An 18,411-nucleotide genomic window follows, 5' to 3' on the forward strand; every position below is an offset into this window, starting at 1 on the left:
CGAACACCAGGTCGCCCCAGCCCGCGGCGATGTCCGCTTCAGCAGCCTGCTCGTTCCCCATCCTCCGGAAGGTAGACGATGTTCGGCGCGCCGGTCGTCGGGTGGGGGGCGATGCGGGTGCGGACCCCGTAGACCTCGGCCAGCAGCTCTTCCGTCAGGACCTCCGCCGGGGTGCCGGAGGCGGCCACGCGGCCGCCCGCCAGGACGTACAGGCGGTCGCAGTACATCGCCGCCAGGTTGAGGTCGTGCAGGACCAGCAGGGTGGTGGCCGGCAGCGCGCGGACCAGGCCGAGGACCTCCAGCTGGTAGCGGATGTCCAGGTGGTTGGTCGGTTCGTCCAGGGCGAGCAGGCCGGGGTCCTGGACGAGCGCGCGGGCCACCAGAGCGCGCTGGCGCTCGCCGCCCGACAGCCCGTCGAACCGGCGGCCCGCGAGGGCGGCCGCGCCCACGGTGTCCAGGGCCCGCGCGACGCGGCGTACGTCGTCGGGTCCGTCCTGCTCCCAGAACCGCTTGTGCGGGCTGCGCCCCATGGCCACCACCTCGCGCACGGTCAGCCCGAAGGTGCCGGCCGCGTCCTGGGGCACCACCGCCACCCGCCGGGCGCGGTCCTTGACGCCCAGCGAGGCCGCGTCCACGCCGTCCAGCAGGACGCGCCCGCCGGTCGGACGCAGGGTGCCGTAGACACAGCGCAGCAGCGTCGTCTTGCCGCTGCCGTTGGGGCCGACGACTCCGACCGTCTCGCCGGGGCGGGCGGTGAGGTCGATCCCGTGCAGCAGCGGCTGCCCGTCGATCTCGTAACGCACGGCCTCGACGGCGAGTTCCGCCGGTTCCGCCGGTCCCTTCGCCACCGTCGGTCCCTCCCTTCCCGCCGTCATCCCACGACTCCTTCGGTACGGGTGGACCTGCGCAGCATCCACAGGAAGAACGGCCCGCCCACGAGCGCCGTGACCACGCCCACCGGGATCTCCTCCGGCGCCGCGGCGGTACGGGCGATCAGGTCGGCCAGGGTCAGGAACACCGCCCCGCCCAGCGCGGCCACGGGCAGCAGCGCCCGGTGCCCGGCGCCGACGACCATCCGGGCGGCGTGCGGGACCATCAGCCCGACGAAGCCGATCGCCCCGCTGTAGGCCACCAGTACGCCGATGACGAGCGAGGTCAGGACGAACACGGCGGCCCGGAACCGGCTCGTGTCCAGGCCGAGGGTCTGGGCTCCCTCCTCCCCCGCGAGCAGCAGGTCCAGCGGCCTGGCCAGGGCGACCAGCAGTCCGGTACCCAGGACCAGCGCCCCGGCGGGAAGGGCCAGTTCGCTCCAGCGCGCGCCCCCGAGCCCGCCGAGGGTCCAGAACAGCACGCTGCGGATCTGGTCCGGGTGCGCGGCCAGGACCAGGACGAGGCTGGTCAGGGCGGACAGGACGTACTGGACGGCGACTCCGGCGAGGATCAGCCGGCCGGTGGTCATGACCCCGCCGCGCCGGGCCATCGCGTAGACGGCGACGAGTGCGCCCATCGACCCGGCGAACGCGGCGAGCGGTACGGCTGTTCCGCCCGCGAAGCCGAGGAATCCGGCGCCGAAGACGATGACCACGACCGCCCCGGCCGAGGCCCCGGAGGAGGCCCCGAGCAGGAAGGGGTCGGCGAGCGGATTGCGCACGAGGGCCTGGAGCACGGTTCCCGCGACGGCGAGTCCCGCGCCCACGACGGCCCCGAGCAGGACGCGCGGCATGCGGACGTCCCACACGATCGCCCCGAAGGCGCCCGATCCCGCCCGGGGCCCCGGTCCGGCGAGCACGATGTCGAGCACCTGTCCCGGGGGGATCCGTACCGGCCCCAGGGCCAGCCCCGCCAGGGCCGACGCGGCCAGGGCGGCGGTGAGCAGGGCCAGTACGACCGGGGTACGGGTGAAGGCGCGGGCGACGCGAAGCCTCACGCGGCGTCGGGGTGGAGCTGGCCGCCGAGCGACTCGACGGCGTCTGCGACGCGTACGCCGAGCACGGCGGAGGACAGCGGCAGCACGACGAACCGCTGGTTCTTGATCGCGGGTACCTGGGCCAGCGCCGGGTCGTTCAACAGGCGCTGCTTCTTGGCCTCGACGGTGGTGCCGCCGTAGTCGTAGATGAGGACGACCTCGGGCTTGCGCTCGATGACCTTCTCCCACGACACGTCGCCGAAGGTGTCGTCGAGGTCGGCGAACACGTTCGTCCCGCCCGCCAGCGAGACGATCTCGTTGCCGATGCCGCTGCCGCCCGAGGTGGAGGCGGAGTCCTCGCCCGCGTCGTAGACGAAGACGGCGGGCTTGGCCTTGTCCTTCACGCGGGCGCCGACGGCTTCGATGCGGCGCTGCTCGTCCGCGAGGAGCCGCTCGCCGCGCTCGGGCACGCCGAAGGTCCGGGCCACCTCGGTGATCTCGGTCCTGAGCTGGTCGAGGCCGACCTTGCCCTCGGTGCAGTACTCCACGCTGAGGCGGGAGTTGATGCCGGACTGCGCGAGCCCCTCGCGGTCGCGGCCCTGCGCCTTGTCGAAGGCGCTGGAGTAACCCCCGTACACGAAGTCGGGGTTGGCGCCGAGGAGGATCTCCTTGGAGGGGTACTCCTTCGCCAGCACCTTGATCTTGTCGTAGGCGGGCCGGTAGGCAGGCAGGACGGCGTCGTCCAGGTAGGCCGTCCCGACCGTCCGCCCTTCCAGCCCGAGGGCCAGGAGGATCTCGGTGGCGTGCTGGTTCATGGCGACGGCGCGCTGCGGCGGCGCCTGATAGGTGCTGGTGACACCGCAGTTGGTGACCGTGTACGGGAAGCCGGGAGCCGCTCCCGCCGCCGCCTTGCCGTCCTGGGGTGTGGGCGATCCCCCGCACGCGGCCAGCGGCATCAGGAGGGGGAGGGGCAGGAGCGCGCGCAGCAGCGCACGGCGGTACGAAGGCATGGTGGAGCCTCTCCGGGGGATCCGCGTCCCCTGGTCGAAACGAAAGAGGCGGTGCGTCAGTGTCTGACTCCCGGGTCCCCGCACGGGGACGTCCGGTCACAGTGGCGGGACCGCACCGGATTCACACCGGTTTCCTGTCCTGCACCGCCTGGATGGTCCGGCCAGTCTGCCAGAAGCCCCGCGGCGTCAGCGCGCCGGGCTTCTGGCAGCTCCGGCCGCCCTCCCCCTCCGTCCCGTCCGGGAGGCGAGGGTCCGCAGGGCCGCGTCCGACGAGGACCCCGGCTCGGCCGTGTAGAGGTAGAGGGTCTGGTCGGGGTCGTCCGGGAAGGCCAGGGACTCGTACTCCAGGGCCAGTTGACCGACGCCGGGGTGCTGGAAGCGCTTGGTGCCGTGGGTGTGCTCGAGCACGTCGTGGCCGGCCCACCAGCGCCGGAAGTCCCGGTCGAGCGCGGCCAGTTCCTCGACGAGCGGGCTCAGACCGGGATCGTACGGGTGCCGGCCCGCATAGAAGCGCAGCGCGGCGACGGCTGCGCGTGCGGCGCTCTCCCAGTCGGCGAAGAGCGCACGGGCGGCGGGCTCGAGAAACACGAACCGCGCGAAGTTGCGCCGCGGCCGATCCGGCGCGTCGGCCTCCCCCTCGCCCGCCTCGGGGGCACCGAAGCCGGCGTACAGGGCCTCGGCGAGCCGGTTCGCGGCCAGGACGTCGAGCCGACGCCCCATGATCATCGCCGGGGTGCCTTCGTCGAGGGCGTCGAGCACCCGGTACAGCCCTGCCCGCACCAGCTGCGGGCCGCCGGCTCCCACGGGGCCGGCTGCGTCGACCCCACGCCCGGCTCCGGGGGTGCGCTGCGGCCGGGCCAGGTCGAAGAGGTGGGCCCGCTCGGTGGCGTCGAGCCGCAGCGCCCGGGCCACGGCGTCGAGCACCTCCGCGGACACCTGCAGGGTCCGGCCCTGCTCCAGCCGGGTGTAGTAGTCCACGCTCACCCCGGCAAGCTGTGCCACTTCTTCCCGCCGCAGCCCGGGCACCCGCCGCCTCCCGGGATGAGCGGCGACCCCCACCTCCTCAGGACCGATCCGGGCCCGGCGGGAACGCAAGAAGTCCCGCAGCTCGACACGGGGCTCCCGCCCGGCACTGGCACTCATCCCCCCAGGCTAGGCGCTCCTCCCGCCTTCCCCCGGCAACTCCGCCCCGGGTCGGGCCGGGTCGGACCGCAACGCCCTTCTCGATCAGGGCGTGGCCGAATCCGGCGCGCCTTCTTCGGTCTTGAAGGTGCGGAACCCGCGCCGGTGGTAGTTGGGCAGCGCGTTCGGATGGTCCGCCGTCGATGTGTGCAGCCATACGCGGCGCACGCCCGGCACCAGTGCCCAGCCCTGCTGGATCGCGAGCGTCAGCGCACGACCGCCGAGCCCCTTCCCGGTGAACTCCGGCAGCAGACCGAACGTCCTGATCTCGACGTCGGCACCCGGGTGGAGGTCGTAACAGACCACCCCGACCGGCTCGTCCGCCCAGGACAGGAGCCGGCACGTCCGGTCCTGGTGCTCGGCGAACCACGTCCGCCACTCTCCCGGGCCACGGCTCGCACTGCGCCACTGGTACGGCGCACCGATCCTGGCCATCAGGTCGGGCACCAGCGACAGGTCCCCGCCCAGGGCGACGAGTGCGAGGCCTGGAACCGGAGTCCCGGGAACGAGCTGACCCGCGTCGGTCATCTCCACGTACGTCACGGTCTTCGTCATCCGGAAAAGGCTACGTCCGCCGGGACTCTCGTGGCCCCGGGACAGCGAAAAGGGACTCCCGGAGAGTTGTCCGGGAGTCCCTTGTCCGTGAAATGCCTGGTCAAGCCTGGCAGGGGTGGCAGGGCTCGAACCTACGACAACCGGTTTTGGAGACCGGTGCTCTACCAACTGAGCTACACCCCTTCGGTGGGACCAACCATGTCATGGCGCACGCCGAAGATCCACTGAATTCGATGATCAACCGCGGGGAATTTCCTCCCGGGTCCGCGCGCCGGCGGATCCGAGCCAGTCGATGAGCGGGCCGTCTTCGCTGGTCAGGGCGATGTCGAGCGGGGTCAGGCCGCCGTGGCCGATCCAGTTGATGTCCGCCCCTTGAGACAACAGGTATTGGGCTGTGGACAGTTGGCCCCCGTGGCACGCCCCCCAGAAGGCGCTGGTGATCTCCTCGGGATCCGCGCCCGCGGCGACCGACTCCTCGACCGCGGCGAGCAGTCCGAGGGTGGCCGCGTCCTGGAGGGTGGGGCGGGCGCCGAGTTCGAGGAGCCGGCGGGCCGCCCGCCACTGTCCGAAGCCGGTCGCGTCGGCCAGTGGGGCACCGCCTCCCAGCACCGAACCCGGGGCCTCGATGTCGGCCCCGGCCCCGATCAGGGCGTCGATCGCGGCGACGTCGTCGTTGCTCGCGGCCCAGTGCAGCGGGGTCTCCCGGTGCGCGCCGACGAAGCGGGCCGCCGGATCGGCTCCGGCCTCGACGAGGGTACGGATCACCTCCGCGGTCCGCGGGTAGTGCCCGGGCCAGTCCACGGCGACGTGCAGCAGGCTCCGCTCGCCCGCCGCCTCACCCCGCTTCACGATCCGGCCCCCTGCCAGCCCGGGGTGCGCGGCCAGCAGCCGCCGGAGTCCGTCGAGGTCACCGCCCCGGATCGCGGCCGTGACGGCGGTGGCGAGCGGGTCGTCCGACGCGAGGGAGAGCATGCGGCCCAGCCTACGATCCCCACCCGGCCGGCCCGCCGACGACGCGGGCCACAGCCCCAAGGCGCGGGTCCCAGGCCTCGGGGCGCAGGCCTCGGGCCTCGGGCCTCGGGCCTCGGGCCCCAGGCCTCAGGTCGCGGGCCTCAGGTCGCGGGTCGCGGGTCGCGGGGCCGTCCTCCGCGGAGGATCGTGGACGGGGTGAAGGACGGTGCGGCCTCAGCCTCAGCCTCGACCTCGGGTTCCGTCCGGCGGGGCGCGGACCGGCCGGGCCCCGCCGGACGCCGGTCGCGTCCGCCCGCCGTCCTCGCTGTCCTCGCCGTCCTCGCCGTCCTCGCCGCGCTGCTCCTCGGCCCCGCCCTCCCGGCCGCCGCCGGCCACGGCCCCGACGCGTCCGGTGAGACCGTCTCCCTCACCGGGACCGCCCCCGGCGAGCGGCTCGACGTGACCCTCACGCGGGTGGTCGATCCGGCGGGCCCGGGCCCCGGGCCGACCCCGGGCCCCGCGCCCGGCGACGCCGACCGGCTGGTCTCCGTACAGCTGCGTCTGGAGAACACCGGGACGGCCGTGTACGAGGATTCCCCGGCCGCCTCCACCCATCTGCTGGACTCCGAGGGGCGCCGGTTCGACGGGGGCGCTCCCGCGGAGGCCGGTGCCGCCTTCGCCGGCACGGTCACCCTCGGCCCCGGCTCCGCGGTGACCGGCTCGGTCGCGTTCAGGGTGCCGAAGGACGCGGAGCTCGCCGCGGTCCAGTTCGCCCTCGACGGCGGCCTGGCCAACGACGTCGGCCAGTGGAGCCTGCCCTGAGAGCCGGACGCCCGACGCCCTCCCGTCCGTACCGACTTGCCCAACCCCCTTGACCCGCTCTGGTCCAGACCAATAGTTTCCGCATGCACAGCGCACGCGCCCCGGCACCACTCACCGCATCCGCAAAGGAAGCCCATGCGCCGCAGCATGCTCGGCAGGCTGGCCGTCGCCGCCTGCTCCCTCTCCCTGCTGACCGCCTTCGCCCCCGCCCACGACGGCTCCGCCCACGACGGCTCCGGCCACGGCGGCTCCGGGCACGGACGCTCGTACAAGAAGGTCGGCTACTTCACCCAATGGGGCGTCTACGGACGGGACTTCCAGGTCCAGGACCTGGAGAAGAACGGCAGCGCGAGCAAGCTCACGCACATCAACTACGCCTTCGGCAACATCAGCGCGGACGGCAAGTGCTTCACCGGCAACATCCCCGGTGAGGCCGACGCCTGGGCCGACTACGTGCGTCCGCTGGACGCCGAGAACTCGGTGGACGGCATCGCCGACGACTGGGTGCAGCCGCTCGCCGGCAACTTCAACCAGCTCCGCGAGCTCAAGGCCAAGCACCCGAACCTCAAGGTGCTCATCTCGCTGGGCGGTTGGAGCTGGTCCACCCACTTCTCGGACGCCGCGCTCACCCCGGCCTCGCGCAAGGCCCTCGTCTCCTCCTGCATCGACCTGTACATCAAGGGCAACCTCCCTCAGGACGGCAGCCGCGGCGGCGCCGGTTCGGCCGCCGGTCTCTTCGACGGGATCGACCTCGACTGGGAGTGGCCCGGCTCCTCGGGCGACACCGACACCAAGTTCCGTCCCGAGGACAAGAAGAACTTCACCGCGCTGGTCGGCGAGTTCCGCACGCAGCTCGACGACTACGCCCGCAGCCAGAAGCGCAAGGCGAAGTACGAGCTGTCCGCCTTCGTCCCGACCGCCCCCGCCAAGATCGACGCGGGCTTCGACGTCCGCCGGATCATGCGGGACCTGGACTTCGTGACCCTCCAGGGCTATGACTTCCACGTCTCCGGCGAGTCCACCACCGCCCAGCAGTCCGCGCTGTACGCGAGGAACGACTTCAGCGTCGACGGCACCGTGGACGCCTGGAAGCGGCGCGGCGCGCCCGCGCACAAGCTCGTGATGGGCATGCCGTTCTACGGGCAGGGCTGGACCGGCGTCAGCGGCGGCGGGGACGGCATGGGCCAGCCCGCGACCGGGCCGGCGCCGGCCGCCTGGGCCAACGGGTACGCGGACTACAAGGAGTTGAAGGCGCTCGAGGCGTCCGGAACGTACAAGCTGCACCGGGACCGCCGCAACGGCCACGCCTGGCTGTTCGACGGGACCACCCTCTGGACGTACGACGACCCGCAGGTGCTGCGCGCCAAGACCCGGTACATCCGCGAAGAGGGCCTCGGCGGCGCGATGTTCTGGTCCCTGGACGCGGACACGGCCGACGGCGAGCTGATGACCGCGGTCGACGAGGGCCTGCGCGGCCGCCACTGACGGCCCTGCCCCCGAACAGCGCCGCCGGGCCGCGGAAGAACGACCCGGCCCGGCGGCGCCCCAACCCTTACGATCCCCCGCATGAAGACGCAGACGGTACGAGCGGTCAACGCGCTCACCTCCCACTGGGCCGGGCACGCGGCGGCGGACGGAACGGGCACGGTGTTCACGGCCGCCGGCGTGTGGCCGCTGCTGGCCCTGCTCGCCGACGGTGCCGCAGGCCCCGCCCGCACCGAGCTGGAGGAGGCCCTCGGCATACCCGCCGACACGGCTGCCGGGGCTGCCCGGGAGCTGCTGACCGCCCTGGACGGCGTACGGGGCCTGCGCGCGGCCACCGGCTTCTGGGCCGCGCGGGACGTCCTCCTGGAGGAGGCGTGGTCGGCCGGGCTCCCCGCCGGGAACCGGGGCACCCTCACCGGCGACGAGGACACCGACCGCAAGGCCCTGGACGCCTGGGCCTGCGAGCACACCGACGGCCTCGTCGAGAAGATGCCGGTCCCCCTCGACGAGGAGACGCGCTTCGTGCTCGCCTCCGCCCTCACCCTGCGCACCCGATGGATCCAGCCCTTCGAGGCCTGGCCGACCGAGATCGGCGAAGGCCCCTGGGCGGGTCGGGAAGTGCAGGGCCTCGTCCGCAGTACGGCCCTCCTCGACCGGGTCCGCGTGGCCCGGGCGCCCGGGGGCCCGGTGACCCTGCTGGAGGTGGTGGGCGACGGCGGGGTGGACGTGCACCTCGTCCTGGGCGAGCCGCAGGCCCCGCCGGGCCGAACCCTCCGGGCGGGCATCGCGGCCGTCACCCGGGAGATCCCGTCGACGGACGCGAGCCTGCTGCCCGAGGGGAACCCGGGGCCGGGACTGGAGATCCGGAGCGTCCGCTCGGAACACCGCGAACACCGGCTCGTCGTCCGCACCGTGGCCTTCGAGGTGGAGGCGGAGCACGATCTCCTCGACCGGGCCGCCCTGTTCGGCCTGGAGACCGCCCGCGACATCCGCACCGGCCACTTCCCGGGCATCAGCGCCGAGCCCCTCGCCGTCGGCTCCGCCCGGCAGTCGGCCGTGGCGCGCTTCCACTCCGAGGGTTTCGAAGCCGCCGCCGTGACGGCCTTCGCGGCTGCCGCCGGCGGCGCGATGCCCCGCGAGAGGTACCGCGTCCGGCAGGCCGAGGTCGGCTTCCACCGCCCCTTCGGCTTCCTCGCCGTCCACCGGACCTCGCGCCTGGTGCTCGCCGCGGGCTGGGTGGCGGACGCCCTCCCGTCCGAGGAGCTGGACGACGCGGCGAAGGAGGCGGAGGAGGCTGCGGCCTGGGCGGAGCTCGATGCCGAGGAACGGGATGGAGAGGAACGGGGTTGAGTCGCTCCCGCTCCGCCCGGCCCTCCCCCGTACGCTCCGTTCCATGGACAACTCGACGGTGGAGGCGGTCAACCGCCTGACGGCACGGTGGGCGGCACGATGGTCGGCGCAGGCCGCGGACACGGCATCGGCCACGGGCGCCGCCGAGGGCACGGTGTTCACGGCGGCCGGGGTCTGGCCGCTGCTGGCCCTGCTCGCGGACGGCGCCGACGGCCCGGCCCGCACCGAACTGGCCGAGGCCCTCGGCATACCCGCCGGCGGGGCGGCGGAAGCCGCCCGGGAACTCCTGGCCGCGCTGGACGGCGTACGGGGCCTGCGCGCGGCCACCGGCGTGTGGGCGCGGCGGGACCTCCCGCTGGAGTCGGCGTGGTCGGCCGGGCTCCCGGCCGGGACCCGGTCCGTCCTGACGGGGGACGGGGACGCCGACCGCAAGGCCCTGGACGCCTGGGCCTGCGAGCACACCGACGGCCTCGTCGAGAAGATGCCGGTGGAGGTCGGGCCGCACGTCGACCTGGTGCTCGCCTCCGCGCTCGCGCTTCAGCTGACCTGGGAGCAGCCGTTCGCCGAGCAGTCCGTGCGACCCGCGCACGGCCCCTGGAACGGCCGATCCCTGCGCGGGCTTGCCGTCACCCATGCCTTCCCCGAGCGGATCCGGGTGGCCCGGGGGCCCTCCGGCCCCGTCACCCTGCTCTCCGTGCCGGGCGCGCCCGGCGCCCACGGCGCGGACGTGCACCTGCTGCTCGGAGAGCCCGGGGCCGCCCCCGCCGACGTCCTGACGGCCGGGATCTCCGAGGTCACCGGGGCGCTGGCCTCCTCGGCCGCGGGGGAGCTTCCCGACGGCGCGGCGGGACCCGGACTGTCGCTGAGCACGGTGGACTCGACGAGCCCCCGACCCGTGGTCCGGATCCGCACGGTGGCCTTCGACGTCAGCGCCGAGCACGACCTCCTGCAGGACGCCGGGCTGTTCGGGCTCGCCTCCGCGGCCGCCCGCCCGGGCCACTTCCCCGGCATCTCCTCCGTCCCGCTGGCCGTCGGCTCCGCCCGCCAGTCGGCGGTGGCCCGCTTCCACGCCGAGGGGTTCGAGGCCGCGGCGGTCACGGCCGTCGGCATGCTGCGCGGGGCCGCGAGGCCGCGGTCGTACCGGGTCCGGCAGGCCGAGTTCGAGGTGGACCGGCCCTTCGGGTTCCTGGCCGTCGACCGGGAGTCGGGGCTCGTGCTGTTCGCGGGCTGGGTCACCGACCCGGATACCCTCACCCGATGACCTCCGACAAGATCACCGCGACCGACTCCGGCACCTGGCTCCTCGGCGACCTCCCGGTCCGCCGCATCGGCTTCGGCGCCATGCGCCTCACGCACCTCGCCGACGGCACCCCCAGCGACCGGGACCGGGTGACCGGCGTCCTGCGGCGGGCCGTCGAGCTGGGGGTCAACCACATCGACACGGCCGCCTTCTACTTCTCCGCGACCCGGTCCGCGAACGAGCTCATCAACCGGGCCCTCGCCCCGTACGCCGACGAGCTGGTCATCTCCACCAAGGTCGGGCCGGGCCGTGACGCCGCCGGCGAGTGGTGGTGGGCCGAGCCCGGGCAGCTGCGCGGGCAGGTCGAGGAGAACCTGCGCCAGCTGGGCCGCGACCACTTGGACGTGGTCAACCTGCGCGTCCCGCGCCAGGCGACGACCGGTTCGATCGCCGAGCACTTCGGGGCCCTCGCCGAGCTGCGCACGGCCGGCCTGATCCGCCACCTCGGGGTGTCCAACGCACGGCCGGACCACCTCGCTGAGGCCCGGGCCATCGCGCCCGTGGTCTGCGTGCAGAACCCGTACGGCATCGGTTCGCCCGCCGAGGAGCACGCGTTCCTCGACGCGTGCGGCGAGCAGGGCATCGCCTACGTCCCCTTCTACGCGATCGCGGGCGCGGGCAAGGAGGCCGGCGGGGTCGCCGAGGAGGGCCCGGCAGTACCGGGCCTCGCGCGGGAGCGGGGCGTGTCCCCGGCCCAGCTCCGCCTGGCGTGGACCCTGAGCCGGGGCCCGCACGTGCTGGCCATCCCGGGCACCGGGAACCCGGAGCACCTGGCCGAGAACGTCGCCGCCGGGGCGCTGCGGCTGTCGCCCGAGGAGACGGCCCTGCTCGAAGCCGCGTAGCCGGACGTACGGCGGCCCCGGCCGGGGAGCATGCCCGGCCGGGGCCCGCGCGCAGCACCGTAGGCCGCGGTGGCCGTCACGAAGCTCGTGGGAGCCGAGTGGGAAGCCGGCTGTCCACAGTGCTCATGTCTTCGCCGTTCCTGTGCCGGGGAGCTGGTCGCGGTGGGCGGCCGCCAGGGCGGCCGTCTCGGTGAAATCGGGGATGCGTCCGGTGCCGCCGCGGCCGGACACGGAGAGGGAGGCGGCGGCCGTCGCGTAGGCGACGGAGTCCGCGAGGCTGTCGCCGAGGGCGAGCCGGGCGGTGGCGGTGCCGGTGAAGCAGTCCCCGGCGCCGGTCGCGTCGACCGGGTCGGGGTTGAGGGGGACGGGGAGGTACGCCGCTTCGGTGCCGTCGTCCAGCAGGAGCCGGTCGGCGCCCGCGGTGACGGCGACGGTACGGGCGCCCAGGGCCCGGTAGCGTGCGGCGGCCTCAGCGGGGTCGTCGGTGTCGACCATGGCCAGCGCGTCGGCCGGGCAGGAGGTCTTCAGCAGTCCGGTCAGCGGGGCGATGCGGGCCAGCAGGGTGCGCGCGTCGCCCCGACTGGTGAGGCGGGAGCGGAAGTTGGGGTCGTAGGAGAGGTGCCCGCCGGCTCCGTGCACGGTTTCGGCGGCGAGCAGGACGGCTTCGCGGCTGCTCGGCGACAGGGCGCCGGCGATGCCGCTGGTGATGAGGGCCCGGGAGCTCGTCAGCAACTCCCGCCAGGCTTCGACGTGTTCCACCGAGAGGGTGGAGCCGGCGCTGCCGGTGCGCCAGTACACGAACTCACGGTCGCCCTCGGTGTCGGCGCAGAGCAGATAGGCGCCGTTCGGGCGCGGGGAGCGGCGTACGTGGGAGACGTCCACGCCGAGCTCGGCGGCGCGGGCCAGCAGCGGGACGCTCAGCTCGTCCTCGCCGACGACGGCGAGCAGGGCGGTGCGGGCCCCGGCGGCGACGGCGGCGGCCGCGGCGTTGAGGGCGTCCCCGGAGAAGGAGACGCGGGCCGCGGTGCCGTCGGCGGCGTCCCGCAGGGCGGTCTCGGCGTGGATCTCGACGAGGACCTCACCGAGGACGAGCACGTCATACCCCTGCGTCCCTGCCGCTGCCCCGGTCACGCCCGGAGCTCCGTGTCCGCGCAGTCGCCGCAGCAGGGCCGGGCGAGGTCGGCGAAGACGGCGGCCAGTGCGCCCGGGTCGGCCGGCAGGCCGCTGCCTATCCCGACGGCGGCCGCCCCGGCGTCGAGCCAGTCGCGGACCTCGTCCGGCGCGATCCCGCCGGTCGGGATGATCACGGCGCCGGGGAGGACGGCCTTGAGGGAGCGGACGAAGGCCGGTCCTCCCACGTGGGCGGGGAACACCTTCGCCGCACCGCCGGACCGGACCGCGGAGGCGATCTCGCCGGGGGTGAAGCCGCCTTCGATGAAGACGGCCCCGCGCTCCCGGGCCACCTCGCGGACCTCGGGGGCCGGGTACGGGGAGATGAGGAAGGCGGCGCCCGCGTCGAGGGCGGTCCGCGCGTCCGCCGCGGTGGTGACGGTGCCGACTCCGATGAGGGCGGTCCTGCCCCGCGCGTCGGTGAGCGGCACGGTGCGGGCCACGGCCTCGGCCCAGCCGGGGGTGGAGGTGGTGAGTTCGACGGCGCGGCAGCCGGCGGCGAGCAGGGCGGTGGTGTGGCGGACGGCCTCGTCCGCGTCGGCGTTGCGCAGGACCGGCAGCAGGCGCTGCGCGGTGATGACCGCGTACGGGTGACAGGACAAAGGATCCTCCATTTGTTCCACGTACTGGAACTTGGTATCGTGTAACGGAACTTCTGTTGCAGACCATACCCACCTTTGGAGATCCCTTGTCCACGGACGGAAGGCCCGGGAACGCGGAGGCCGAAAGCACCGGCCGCGGTGGCCGGACCTCCGCCGCGGGTACGGCGCTGGAGAAGTCGATGCGGATCCTGGAGGCCGTGGCCGCGCCGGGCGGCCCGCACCGGCTCACCGATGTCATGGCGGCGGCGGCCGTGCCGAAGTCGAGCACCTTCCGCATCCTGGCCTCGCTGATCGAGCAGGGCTTCGTACGCTCCGAGGGCGAGAGCCGCTACGGCGTCGGACCCCGGCTCCGCGGGCTGTCCGCCCTGGTCAGCGGCGGGGAACCGGCCAGCATCGAGCGGATCATGCGGGAACTGCAGGAGGCCACCGGACAGGCCATCCATCTCGCCCTGCACAGCGGGGAGACCATCACCTACATCCGGAAGCTGGAGAGCGAGCAGCCCTTCCAGACCGCCTCCCGGGTCGGCATGCGGATGCCCCTGCACACCACCGCGATCGGCAAGAGCATCCTGGCCCTGCTGCCCGCGGCGGAGGCCCGCGCGCTGATCGCCGCGGCCGGGCTGCCGCGCCGCACGCCGAATACGCTCACGACCGAGCGGGCCCTGGAGGAGGAGCTGGAGGCCGTGCGGCAGCGGGGGTTCGCCCTGGACGACGAGGAGAACGAGGCGACCATCCGCTGCATCGGCGCCGCGATCCAGGGCGCCGACGGCCGCCCCGTCGGCGGCGTCAGCGTCACCACCGTCACCTTCCTGGTCTCCCGCACGGAGATCGAGGCCTACGCGCCCGCCCTGCTCTCCGCCACCCGGGCCCTGGCCCCGCTGCTCTAGCTGCTCTGGGCCGCCCCGGGCCGGCCGCCGGCCCGGGCCAGGAGTTCCCGGGCCGTCCGCAGGTGCCGGTGGCCCGGTTCGAGGACGGACTCGGCCCGCGCCAGAGCTCCGGTCAGCACTGCGGCCGCCTCGGCGGCCCGGTCCCGGGCGAGCAGGGCGCGGGCCCATTCCAGGCGGGAGTAGAACGCGTGCGGGTGGTCCTCGCCGAGCACCCTGGTCCGGTCCGCGGTGAGCTCCGCCCAGGCCCCGGCGGCTTCGGCGGTGCGCCCCGCGCGGGCCGCCAGCGCCGCCATGCTGCTCCGGACGGCGAGCGTGTGCGGATCGTCGGGCCCGATCCCCTCGGCGGCTTCCGCTTCGGCCAGGAGCTGCCTCAACTGGGCCTCCGCCCGGGCCGGTTCCCCCGCCCCGAACCAGATCAGGCTGCGCCGCGTGGCCAGCACCTGCGGATGGCCGGCGCCGTCGACCCGTAAGCGGTCGGCCAGCAGCGCCTCCAACTGGCGGGCGGCCGCGCGGTGATCTCCGCCCTCCCCGGTGAAGTAGGCCAGTTGGTGGCGGGCCGCCAGGGTGTCCGGGTGGTCGGGCCCCAGCACCTCGGCGACGTCCCGCAGCAGTTCCGCGAACTGGGCCGCGGCGGCGCGGTGGTTCCCCGCCTCGCCTACGAAGAAGGCCAGTTGATGCCTGGCCGCCAGGGTGTCGGGGTGCCGGGGCCCGAGCCGGTCGGCCCGTCTGCGGGCGATCCCTGCGAGATCGGCGGCGGCCCGGCGCGGCCGGCCGGAGTCCCCGACGGCGATGGCCAGCGGCAGTTCGGCGCCGGGAACCCCGCCGCGCGAGGCCAGCCCGAGGGCTTCGACGGCCCGCGCGAGGCGGCCCTCCTGATGGGCGACCAGCCCCATGTCGTAGGCGTCGGCGGGCTCCACCAGGGGCAGCAGCCCGCGCCACAGGTGGTCGGGCACCGGACCGTTGCCCGGCGCGTTCAACAGGTAGTCGAACGCGGTGAATCCGGCTCCGAAGTTGCCGATGAGCAGTCCGCTCGTGGCGTAGGCGGCCGCGCAGGCCCAGTCCATCGCCTCGGCGAACGGCTCGGGCTGGAGGTCCCCGCCGCCCCGGGCCGCCAGATAGGGGGCGTGCAGCTCGCGCAGCCATGCGCGGCTCACCGGGCGGCGCAGTCCGGCCCGGCGGCAGTCCACCGCCGCCGCGACCACGGCCGCCCCGCGCGGATTGGCGCCCGGGGCCCAGGCGTTCTCCCAGGCAGCCAGGAGTTCCGGACCGGCCGCCAGCACCTCGGCGACCCCGAACCGCTCGCCCGCGCGCAGCGCGGCCCGGATGCGCGGATCGTCCCGGTGGGCGGCGGCCCGGCCGCGCTCCGCCCCGGACCAGTGCCGGGGCAGCCTGATGACGGCCGCCCGGTGGAGCAGGTCGCGCTGGGCCCGCCAGGCGTCCCGGTCGGAGCCGGTGAGCCGGCTCTCCTCGCGGGCGTCGTAGCGCCGGTACTCCTCGGCCCGCATCGTGGCGATGACCACCGCGCCGCTCAGGGAGACCAGTTGGGCGGCGCCGAGGCCGCCCGCGCCGAGGTAGTCCTCCAGGTCGTCCAGCCACAGCACGGCGCGGCGCCGCCGCCCGGCGATCCGTACCGCTTCGGGCAGCGCGGCGCGGGAGAGCGGGCGGACGAAGGCGTGCCGGGGGTAGCGGGTGCGGGCCACCTCGTAGGCGAGCCGGGTCTTGCCCGCCGTGGACTCCCCCACCACGAGGACGAAGCGGGTCCGCTCCAGGGCGGCACGCAGCGCCGGTTCGGCGTCGCGCCGGATGTACGCGGGCGGGGCCGCGGGGGCCTCGGCCGGGTGGGCCCCGGCCAGTTCGGGGCGGTCCACCTGCCGCAGCAGCGGGATCCGGCCCGACGCGGTGCGCAGCACCTCCCCGGCGGTGCGGGGATCGGCCCCCTCGCCGGAAGGCCGCATCAGCTCGGCGGCGAGTCCGGACAGCGTGGTGACGGCCGCGCCGATCCCGGCGGCCCAGGGCCCCGAGGTCCAGACCGTCGCGAGCGCCACCGCTCCCGCTCCCAGTCCTACCGAACCGAGGTATCCGGCCCAGCCCCGCGCCCGGCCGGATCCCCTCAAGAGCAACGCCGACATGCCGCCCCCAACACGTCCCGTGGGAGGCCCATTGTCACCCCGGACCCGGCCGGGGGAACCCCAACGGAGCTACGTACGGCGGATGTTCGTCAGTACGTGACGAAGACGCGACGGGCCGGGCCGTCCACCCGGACCCGCCCGCCGACGGGGATCACGAGCTGCGGGTCGGTGTGCCCGAGGTCCACGTCGAAGACGGCCATGGTGGCGGGGGCGTACTCGCCTAGGGCCCGCAGGACCGCCTCGCGCTGCTCGCGGCGGTAGTGCTCCCGCTCCGCGGCGTCGAAGCGCTTCTCGAAGGACCAGCTCTTCGCCCGGCCCATCAGGAGGGCGGGGAACTGCCGGAGCAGTCCGCGCTCCCCCATGCTGCGCAGGATCCAGTAGACGTCGTGGGCGCGCGGCATGTCCTCCGAGGTCTCCAGGAAGAGCACCCCGCCGGCGTACTCCTCGACGGGCCGCACGGCGCGGTCGGCCATCAGGAGCCAGGAGATGATCTCCAGGTTGCCGCCCCAGCTGGTGCCCTCGACCACCCGGTCGGCGTTGTGCCAGGTCCAGCCACCGGCCGGTTCCAGTTCCGGTTCGGCGTCAAAGGTGCGGGGGTCGTCCCAGGGGCCGTTGACGTCCCCGCTGGCGTCGGCGGCGATCAGCTCGTACTCGCCCGAGGTGAACAGGGCCGCGCGCAGGGACTCGGCCGTGCGGGGGTTCAGGGCGCCGGGGCGTCCGAGCTCGACCATCACCGAGCTCCCGTGATAGCCGACCAGGCCCAGATCGCTCAGGTGCAGGAGCAGGTTGGTGTTGTCGCTGTAGCCGAAGAACGGCTTGGGGTGGGCGCGCAGGAGATCGGCGTCGAGGTGCGGGAGCAGCGTGATCTGGTCGTCGCCGCCGATGCTGGCGATCACCGCCTTGATCTCCGGATCGGCGAAGGCCGCGTGGAGGTCGGCGGCCCGCTCCTGCGGGGTCGCGCCCATCTTCCGGGTCGTCGGGTACTCGACCGGCTCCAGCCCGAACTCCTCCCGGAGCCGGCGCAGGCCCAGCTCGTAGGGCTGCGGGAAGAGCTCGGGCAGACCGGCCGAAGGGGAGAGCACCGCGACGCGGTCTCCGGGGCGCGGCTTGGCGGGGTAGCGGGGGTCCGTCATCCGATGATCCTAGGAGCGGCTCCGGTCGAAGCCGAACCGGTTTTCCGGTGTCGCCCGGGCGCGATTCCCTAAACTTCCCTATCAGCCCTCATCTGCATCTCATGGAGTAGGATGCGGAAGCATGAGTGACGAAGAACGCGAGCTCTACTCGGTCGGCGAGGTGGCCGAGATGCTCGGGCTGCACGTCCGCACCGTCCGGAACTACGTGCGCGACGGCCGGCTGAAAGCCGTCCGGATCGGCAAGCAGTACCGGATCAGCCGGGCGGACTTCGAGGCCCTGACGAGCCTGCCCGACCCGGACGCCGGGGATCCCTCCGCCGCCGGGGAGGCGCCGCGGCGGCACCTGGAGGTGTCGAGCATCGTGCAGGTCGACGTGATCGGCCCCGATGCGGCGAGCCGGCTCGCGAACCTCGTCACGGCGAGCGCGCAGTCCCCCCGGGCCACCCCGGCCGCGCTGCGCGTCCAGACGGTCTACGACAAGGAGCGGGAACGGATGAAGATCGTGATCCTCGGCGACGCCGCCACCACCGCCGATCTGCTGCACCTGATCGACGGGGTGCTCGGCCCCGGCAACGGCATGGGGGCGACGCACCATGGCTGACCTCCTCGTGGACCACCACGGCGTGCCGGTCCTGGTCTGCGCCGCCGACGGCCCGCCGGTCGCCACCGAGCAGGACGCGCTCGACCAGCTGATCGGCGGCGCGTTCTACCGGACCGACATCGTCGCCGTCCCGGTGGAGCGGCTGGACACCGCCTTCTTCGACCTGCGCAGCGGGCTCGCCGGGGCGATCATGCAGAAGTTCGTGAACTACCGGGTCCGCTTGGTGGTCGTGGGCGACCTTTCGCGGCACCTGGAGGAGAGCCGGGCCCTGCGCGATCTCGTACGGGAATCAAACGAGGGCCGCCACATCTGGTTCCTGCCGGATCTCGACGCCCTGTCCGCCCGCCTCGCCCCGGACGCCACGGACACGCCGGACGCTCCACAGGCTCCGGACGCCGCGGATTCCGCATCCGTGGAAACGTCCGGCGGATAAGCGTTATCGAAGTCCCCCTCGACGGTCTCCCAGGTATTGGGCATCATCGAGCG

General features: G+C 74.2%; 18 protein-coding genes, 1 tRNA gene and 1 riboswitch. Of the genes, 8 read left to right on the top strand and 11 right to left on the bottom strand.

The genetic code is table 11. From position 1 onward, the window contains the following. Positions 1-38 precede the first annotated feature (38 nt). From NLX94_RS00500 to NLX94_RS00530, 7 genes are all read right to left on the bottom strand, one after another. Positions 39-875, bottom strand: a complete 837-nt coding sequence (locus tag NLX94_RS00500) for an ABC transporter ATP-binding protein (RefSeq protein WP_254380494.1) — start codon at positions 873-875, stop codon at positions 39-41. Beyond that, entirely contained in the window at positions 872-1,927 is a 1,056-nt protein-coding gene (locus tag NLX94_RS00505) for an iron ABC transporter permease (RefSeq protein WP_254380495.1), read from the bottom strand. The genes NLX94_RS00500 and NLX94_RS00505 overlap by 4 nt, the downstream gene beginning before the upstream one ends. Continuing rightward, positions 1,924-2,916, bottom strand: a complete 993-nt coding sequence (locus tag NLX94_RS00510; protein WP_254380496.1) for an ABC transporter substrate-binding protein — start codon at positions 2,914-2,916, stop codon at positions 1,924-1,926. The genes NLX94_RS00505 and NLX94_RS00510 overlap by 4 nt, the downstream gene beginning before the upstream one ends. A 36-nt stretch (positions 2,917-2,952) precedes the next feature. Further along, a riboswitch (cobalamin riboswitch) is annotated at positions 2,953-3,094 on the bottom strand. A gap of 8 nt (positions 3,095-3,102) precedes the next feature. Next, the gene (locus NLX94_RS00515) at positions 3,103-4,059 is read right to left on the bottom strand and encodes a helix-turn-helix domain-containing protein (RefSeq protein WP_254380497.1); all 957 of its coding nucleotides are present in this window, start codon (positions 4,057-4,059) and stop codon (positions 3,103-3,105) included. Positions 4,060-4,143: 84 nt separating this feature from the next. Then, positions 4,144-4,653, bottom strand: coding sequence for a GNAT family N-acetyltransferase (locus NLX94_RS00520; protein WP_254380498.1), 510 nt, complete (start codon positions 4,651-4,653; stop codon positions 4,144-4,146). A gap of 107 nt (positions 4,654-4,760) precedes the next feature. Beyond that, positions 4,761-4,836: transfer RNA gene (locus NLX94_RS00525), tRNA-Trp, on the bottom strand. Between the two features lie 54 nt (positions 4,837-4,890). After that, entirely contained in the window at positions 4,891-5,625 is a 735-nt protein-coding gene (locus NLX94_RS00530) for an ankyrin repeat domain-containing protein (RefSeq protein ID WP_254380499.1), read from the bottom strand. A gap of 186 nt (positions 5,626-5,811) precedes the next feature. On the opposite strand from NLX94_RS00530, the gene NLX94_RS00535 reads away from it, so the two are divergent. From NLX94_RS00535 to NLX94_RS00555, 5 genes are all read left to right on the top strand, one after another. After that, a complete protein-coding gene (locus NLX94_RS00535; RefSeq protein WP_254380500.1) occupies positions 5,812-6,426 on the top strand; it encodes a DUF4352 domain-containing protein in 615 nt (204 codons plus the stop codon). Between the two features lie 135 nt (positions 6,427-6,561). After that, complete coding sequence (locus tag NLX94_RS00540; protein WP_254380501.1) at positions 6,562-7,911, top strand: glycoside hydrolase family 18 protein; 1,350 nt, start codon at positions 6,562-6,564, stop codon at positions 7,909-7,911. Positions 7,912-7,992: 81 nt separating this feature from the next. Next, entirely contained in the window at positions 7,993-9,261 is a 1,269-nt protein-coding gene (locus NLX94_RS00545) for a serpin family protein (protein WP_254380502.1), read from the top strand. A gap of 43 nt (positions 9,262-9,304) precedes the next feature. After that, the gene (locus NLX94_RS00550) at positions 9,305-10,522 is read left to right on the top strand and encodes a serpin family protein (RefSeq protein ID WP_254380503.1); all 1,218 of its coding nucleotides are present in this window, start codon (positions 9,305-9,307) and stop codon (positions 10,520-10,522) included. Next, complete coding sequence (locus tag NLX94_RS00555; RefSeq protein WP_254380504.1) at positions 10,519-11,403, top strand: aldo/keto reductase; 885 nt, start codon at positions 10,519-10,521, stop codon at positions 11,401-11,403. The genes NLX94_RS00550 and NLX94_RS00555 overlap by 4 nt, the downstream gene beginning before the upstream one ends. Positions 11,404-11,526: 123 nt before the next feature. Here the strand turns inward: NLX94_RS00555 and NLX94_RS00560 are convergent, their stop codons facing one another. Then, positions 11,527-12,534 carry a sugar kinase gene (locus tag NLX94_RS00560; RefSeq protein ID WP_254380506.1) on the bottom strand — a complete coding sequence of 336 codons (1,008 nt, stop codon included), beginning with the start codon at positions 12,532-12,534 and terminating at the stop codon, positions 11,527-11,529. Further along, entirely contained in the window at positions 12,531-13,175 is a 645-nt protein-coding gene (locus NLX94_RS00565; protein ID WP_254380508.1) for a bifunctional 4-hydroxy-2-oxoglutarate aldolase/2-dehydro-3-deoxy-phosphogluconate aldolase, read from the bottom strand. The genes NLX94_RS00560 and NLX94_RS00565 overlap by 4 nt, the downstream gene beginning before the upstream one ends. A gap of 86 nt (positions 13,176-13,261) precedes the next feature. Here NLX94_RS00565 and NLX94_RS00570 point away from each other — a divergent pair, with 86 nt between their 5' ends. Further along, a complete protein-coding gene (locus tag NLX94_RS00570) occupies positions 13,262-14,062 on the top strand; it encodes an IclR family transcriptional regulator (protein WP_254380510.1) in 801 nt (266 codons plus the stop codon). Here the strand turns inward: NLX94_RS00570 and NLX94_RS00575 are convergent. After that, positions 14,059-16,107: a tetratricopeptide repeat protein gene (locus NLX94_RS00575; RefSeq protein WP_254380512.1), complete on the bottom strand. Its 2,049-nt coding sequence runs from the start codon at positions 16,105-16,107 to the stop codon at positions 14,059-14,061. The two genes, NLX94_RS00570 and NLX94_RS00575, sit on opposite strands and share 4 nt — an antisense overlap. Positions 16,108-16,280: 173 nt before the next feature. Then, a complete protein-coding gene (locus NLX94_RS00580) occupies positions 16,281-17,324 on the bottom strand; it encodes a S66 peptidase family protein (RefSeq protein ID WP_254380513.1) in 1,044 nt (347 codons plus the stop codon). Positions 17,325-17,445: 121 nt separating this feature from the next. Between NLX94_RS00580 and NLX94_RS00585 the strand changes: the two genes are divergently transcribed. Together NLX94_RS00585 and NLX94_RS00590 are read left to right on the top strand one after the other, a co-directional pair. Then, on the top strand, positions 17,446-17,925 hold the full coding sequence (locus tag NLX94_RS00585) for a helix-turn-helix domain-containing protein (protein WP_254380515.1): 480 nt from the start codon (positions 17,446-17,448) through the stop codon (positions 17,923-17,925). Then, complete coding sequence (locus NLX94_RS00590) at positions 17,918-18,358, top strand: DUF4180 domain-containing protein (protein ID WP_254380517.1); 441 nt, start codon at positions 17,918-17,920, stop codon at positions 18,356-18,358. Before NLX94_RS00585 ends, NLX94_RS00590 begins: the two co-directional genes overlap by 8 nt. The last annotated feature ends 53 nt before the right edge of the window (positions 18,359-18,411 follow it).

This window comes from Streptomyces sp. TBY4 (assembly GCF_024213195.1).
GTDB lineage: Bacteria > Actinomycetota > Actinomycetes > Streptomycetales > Streptomycetaceae > Streptomyces.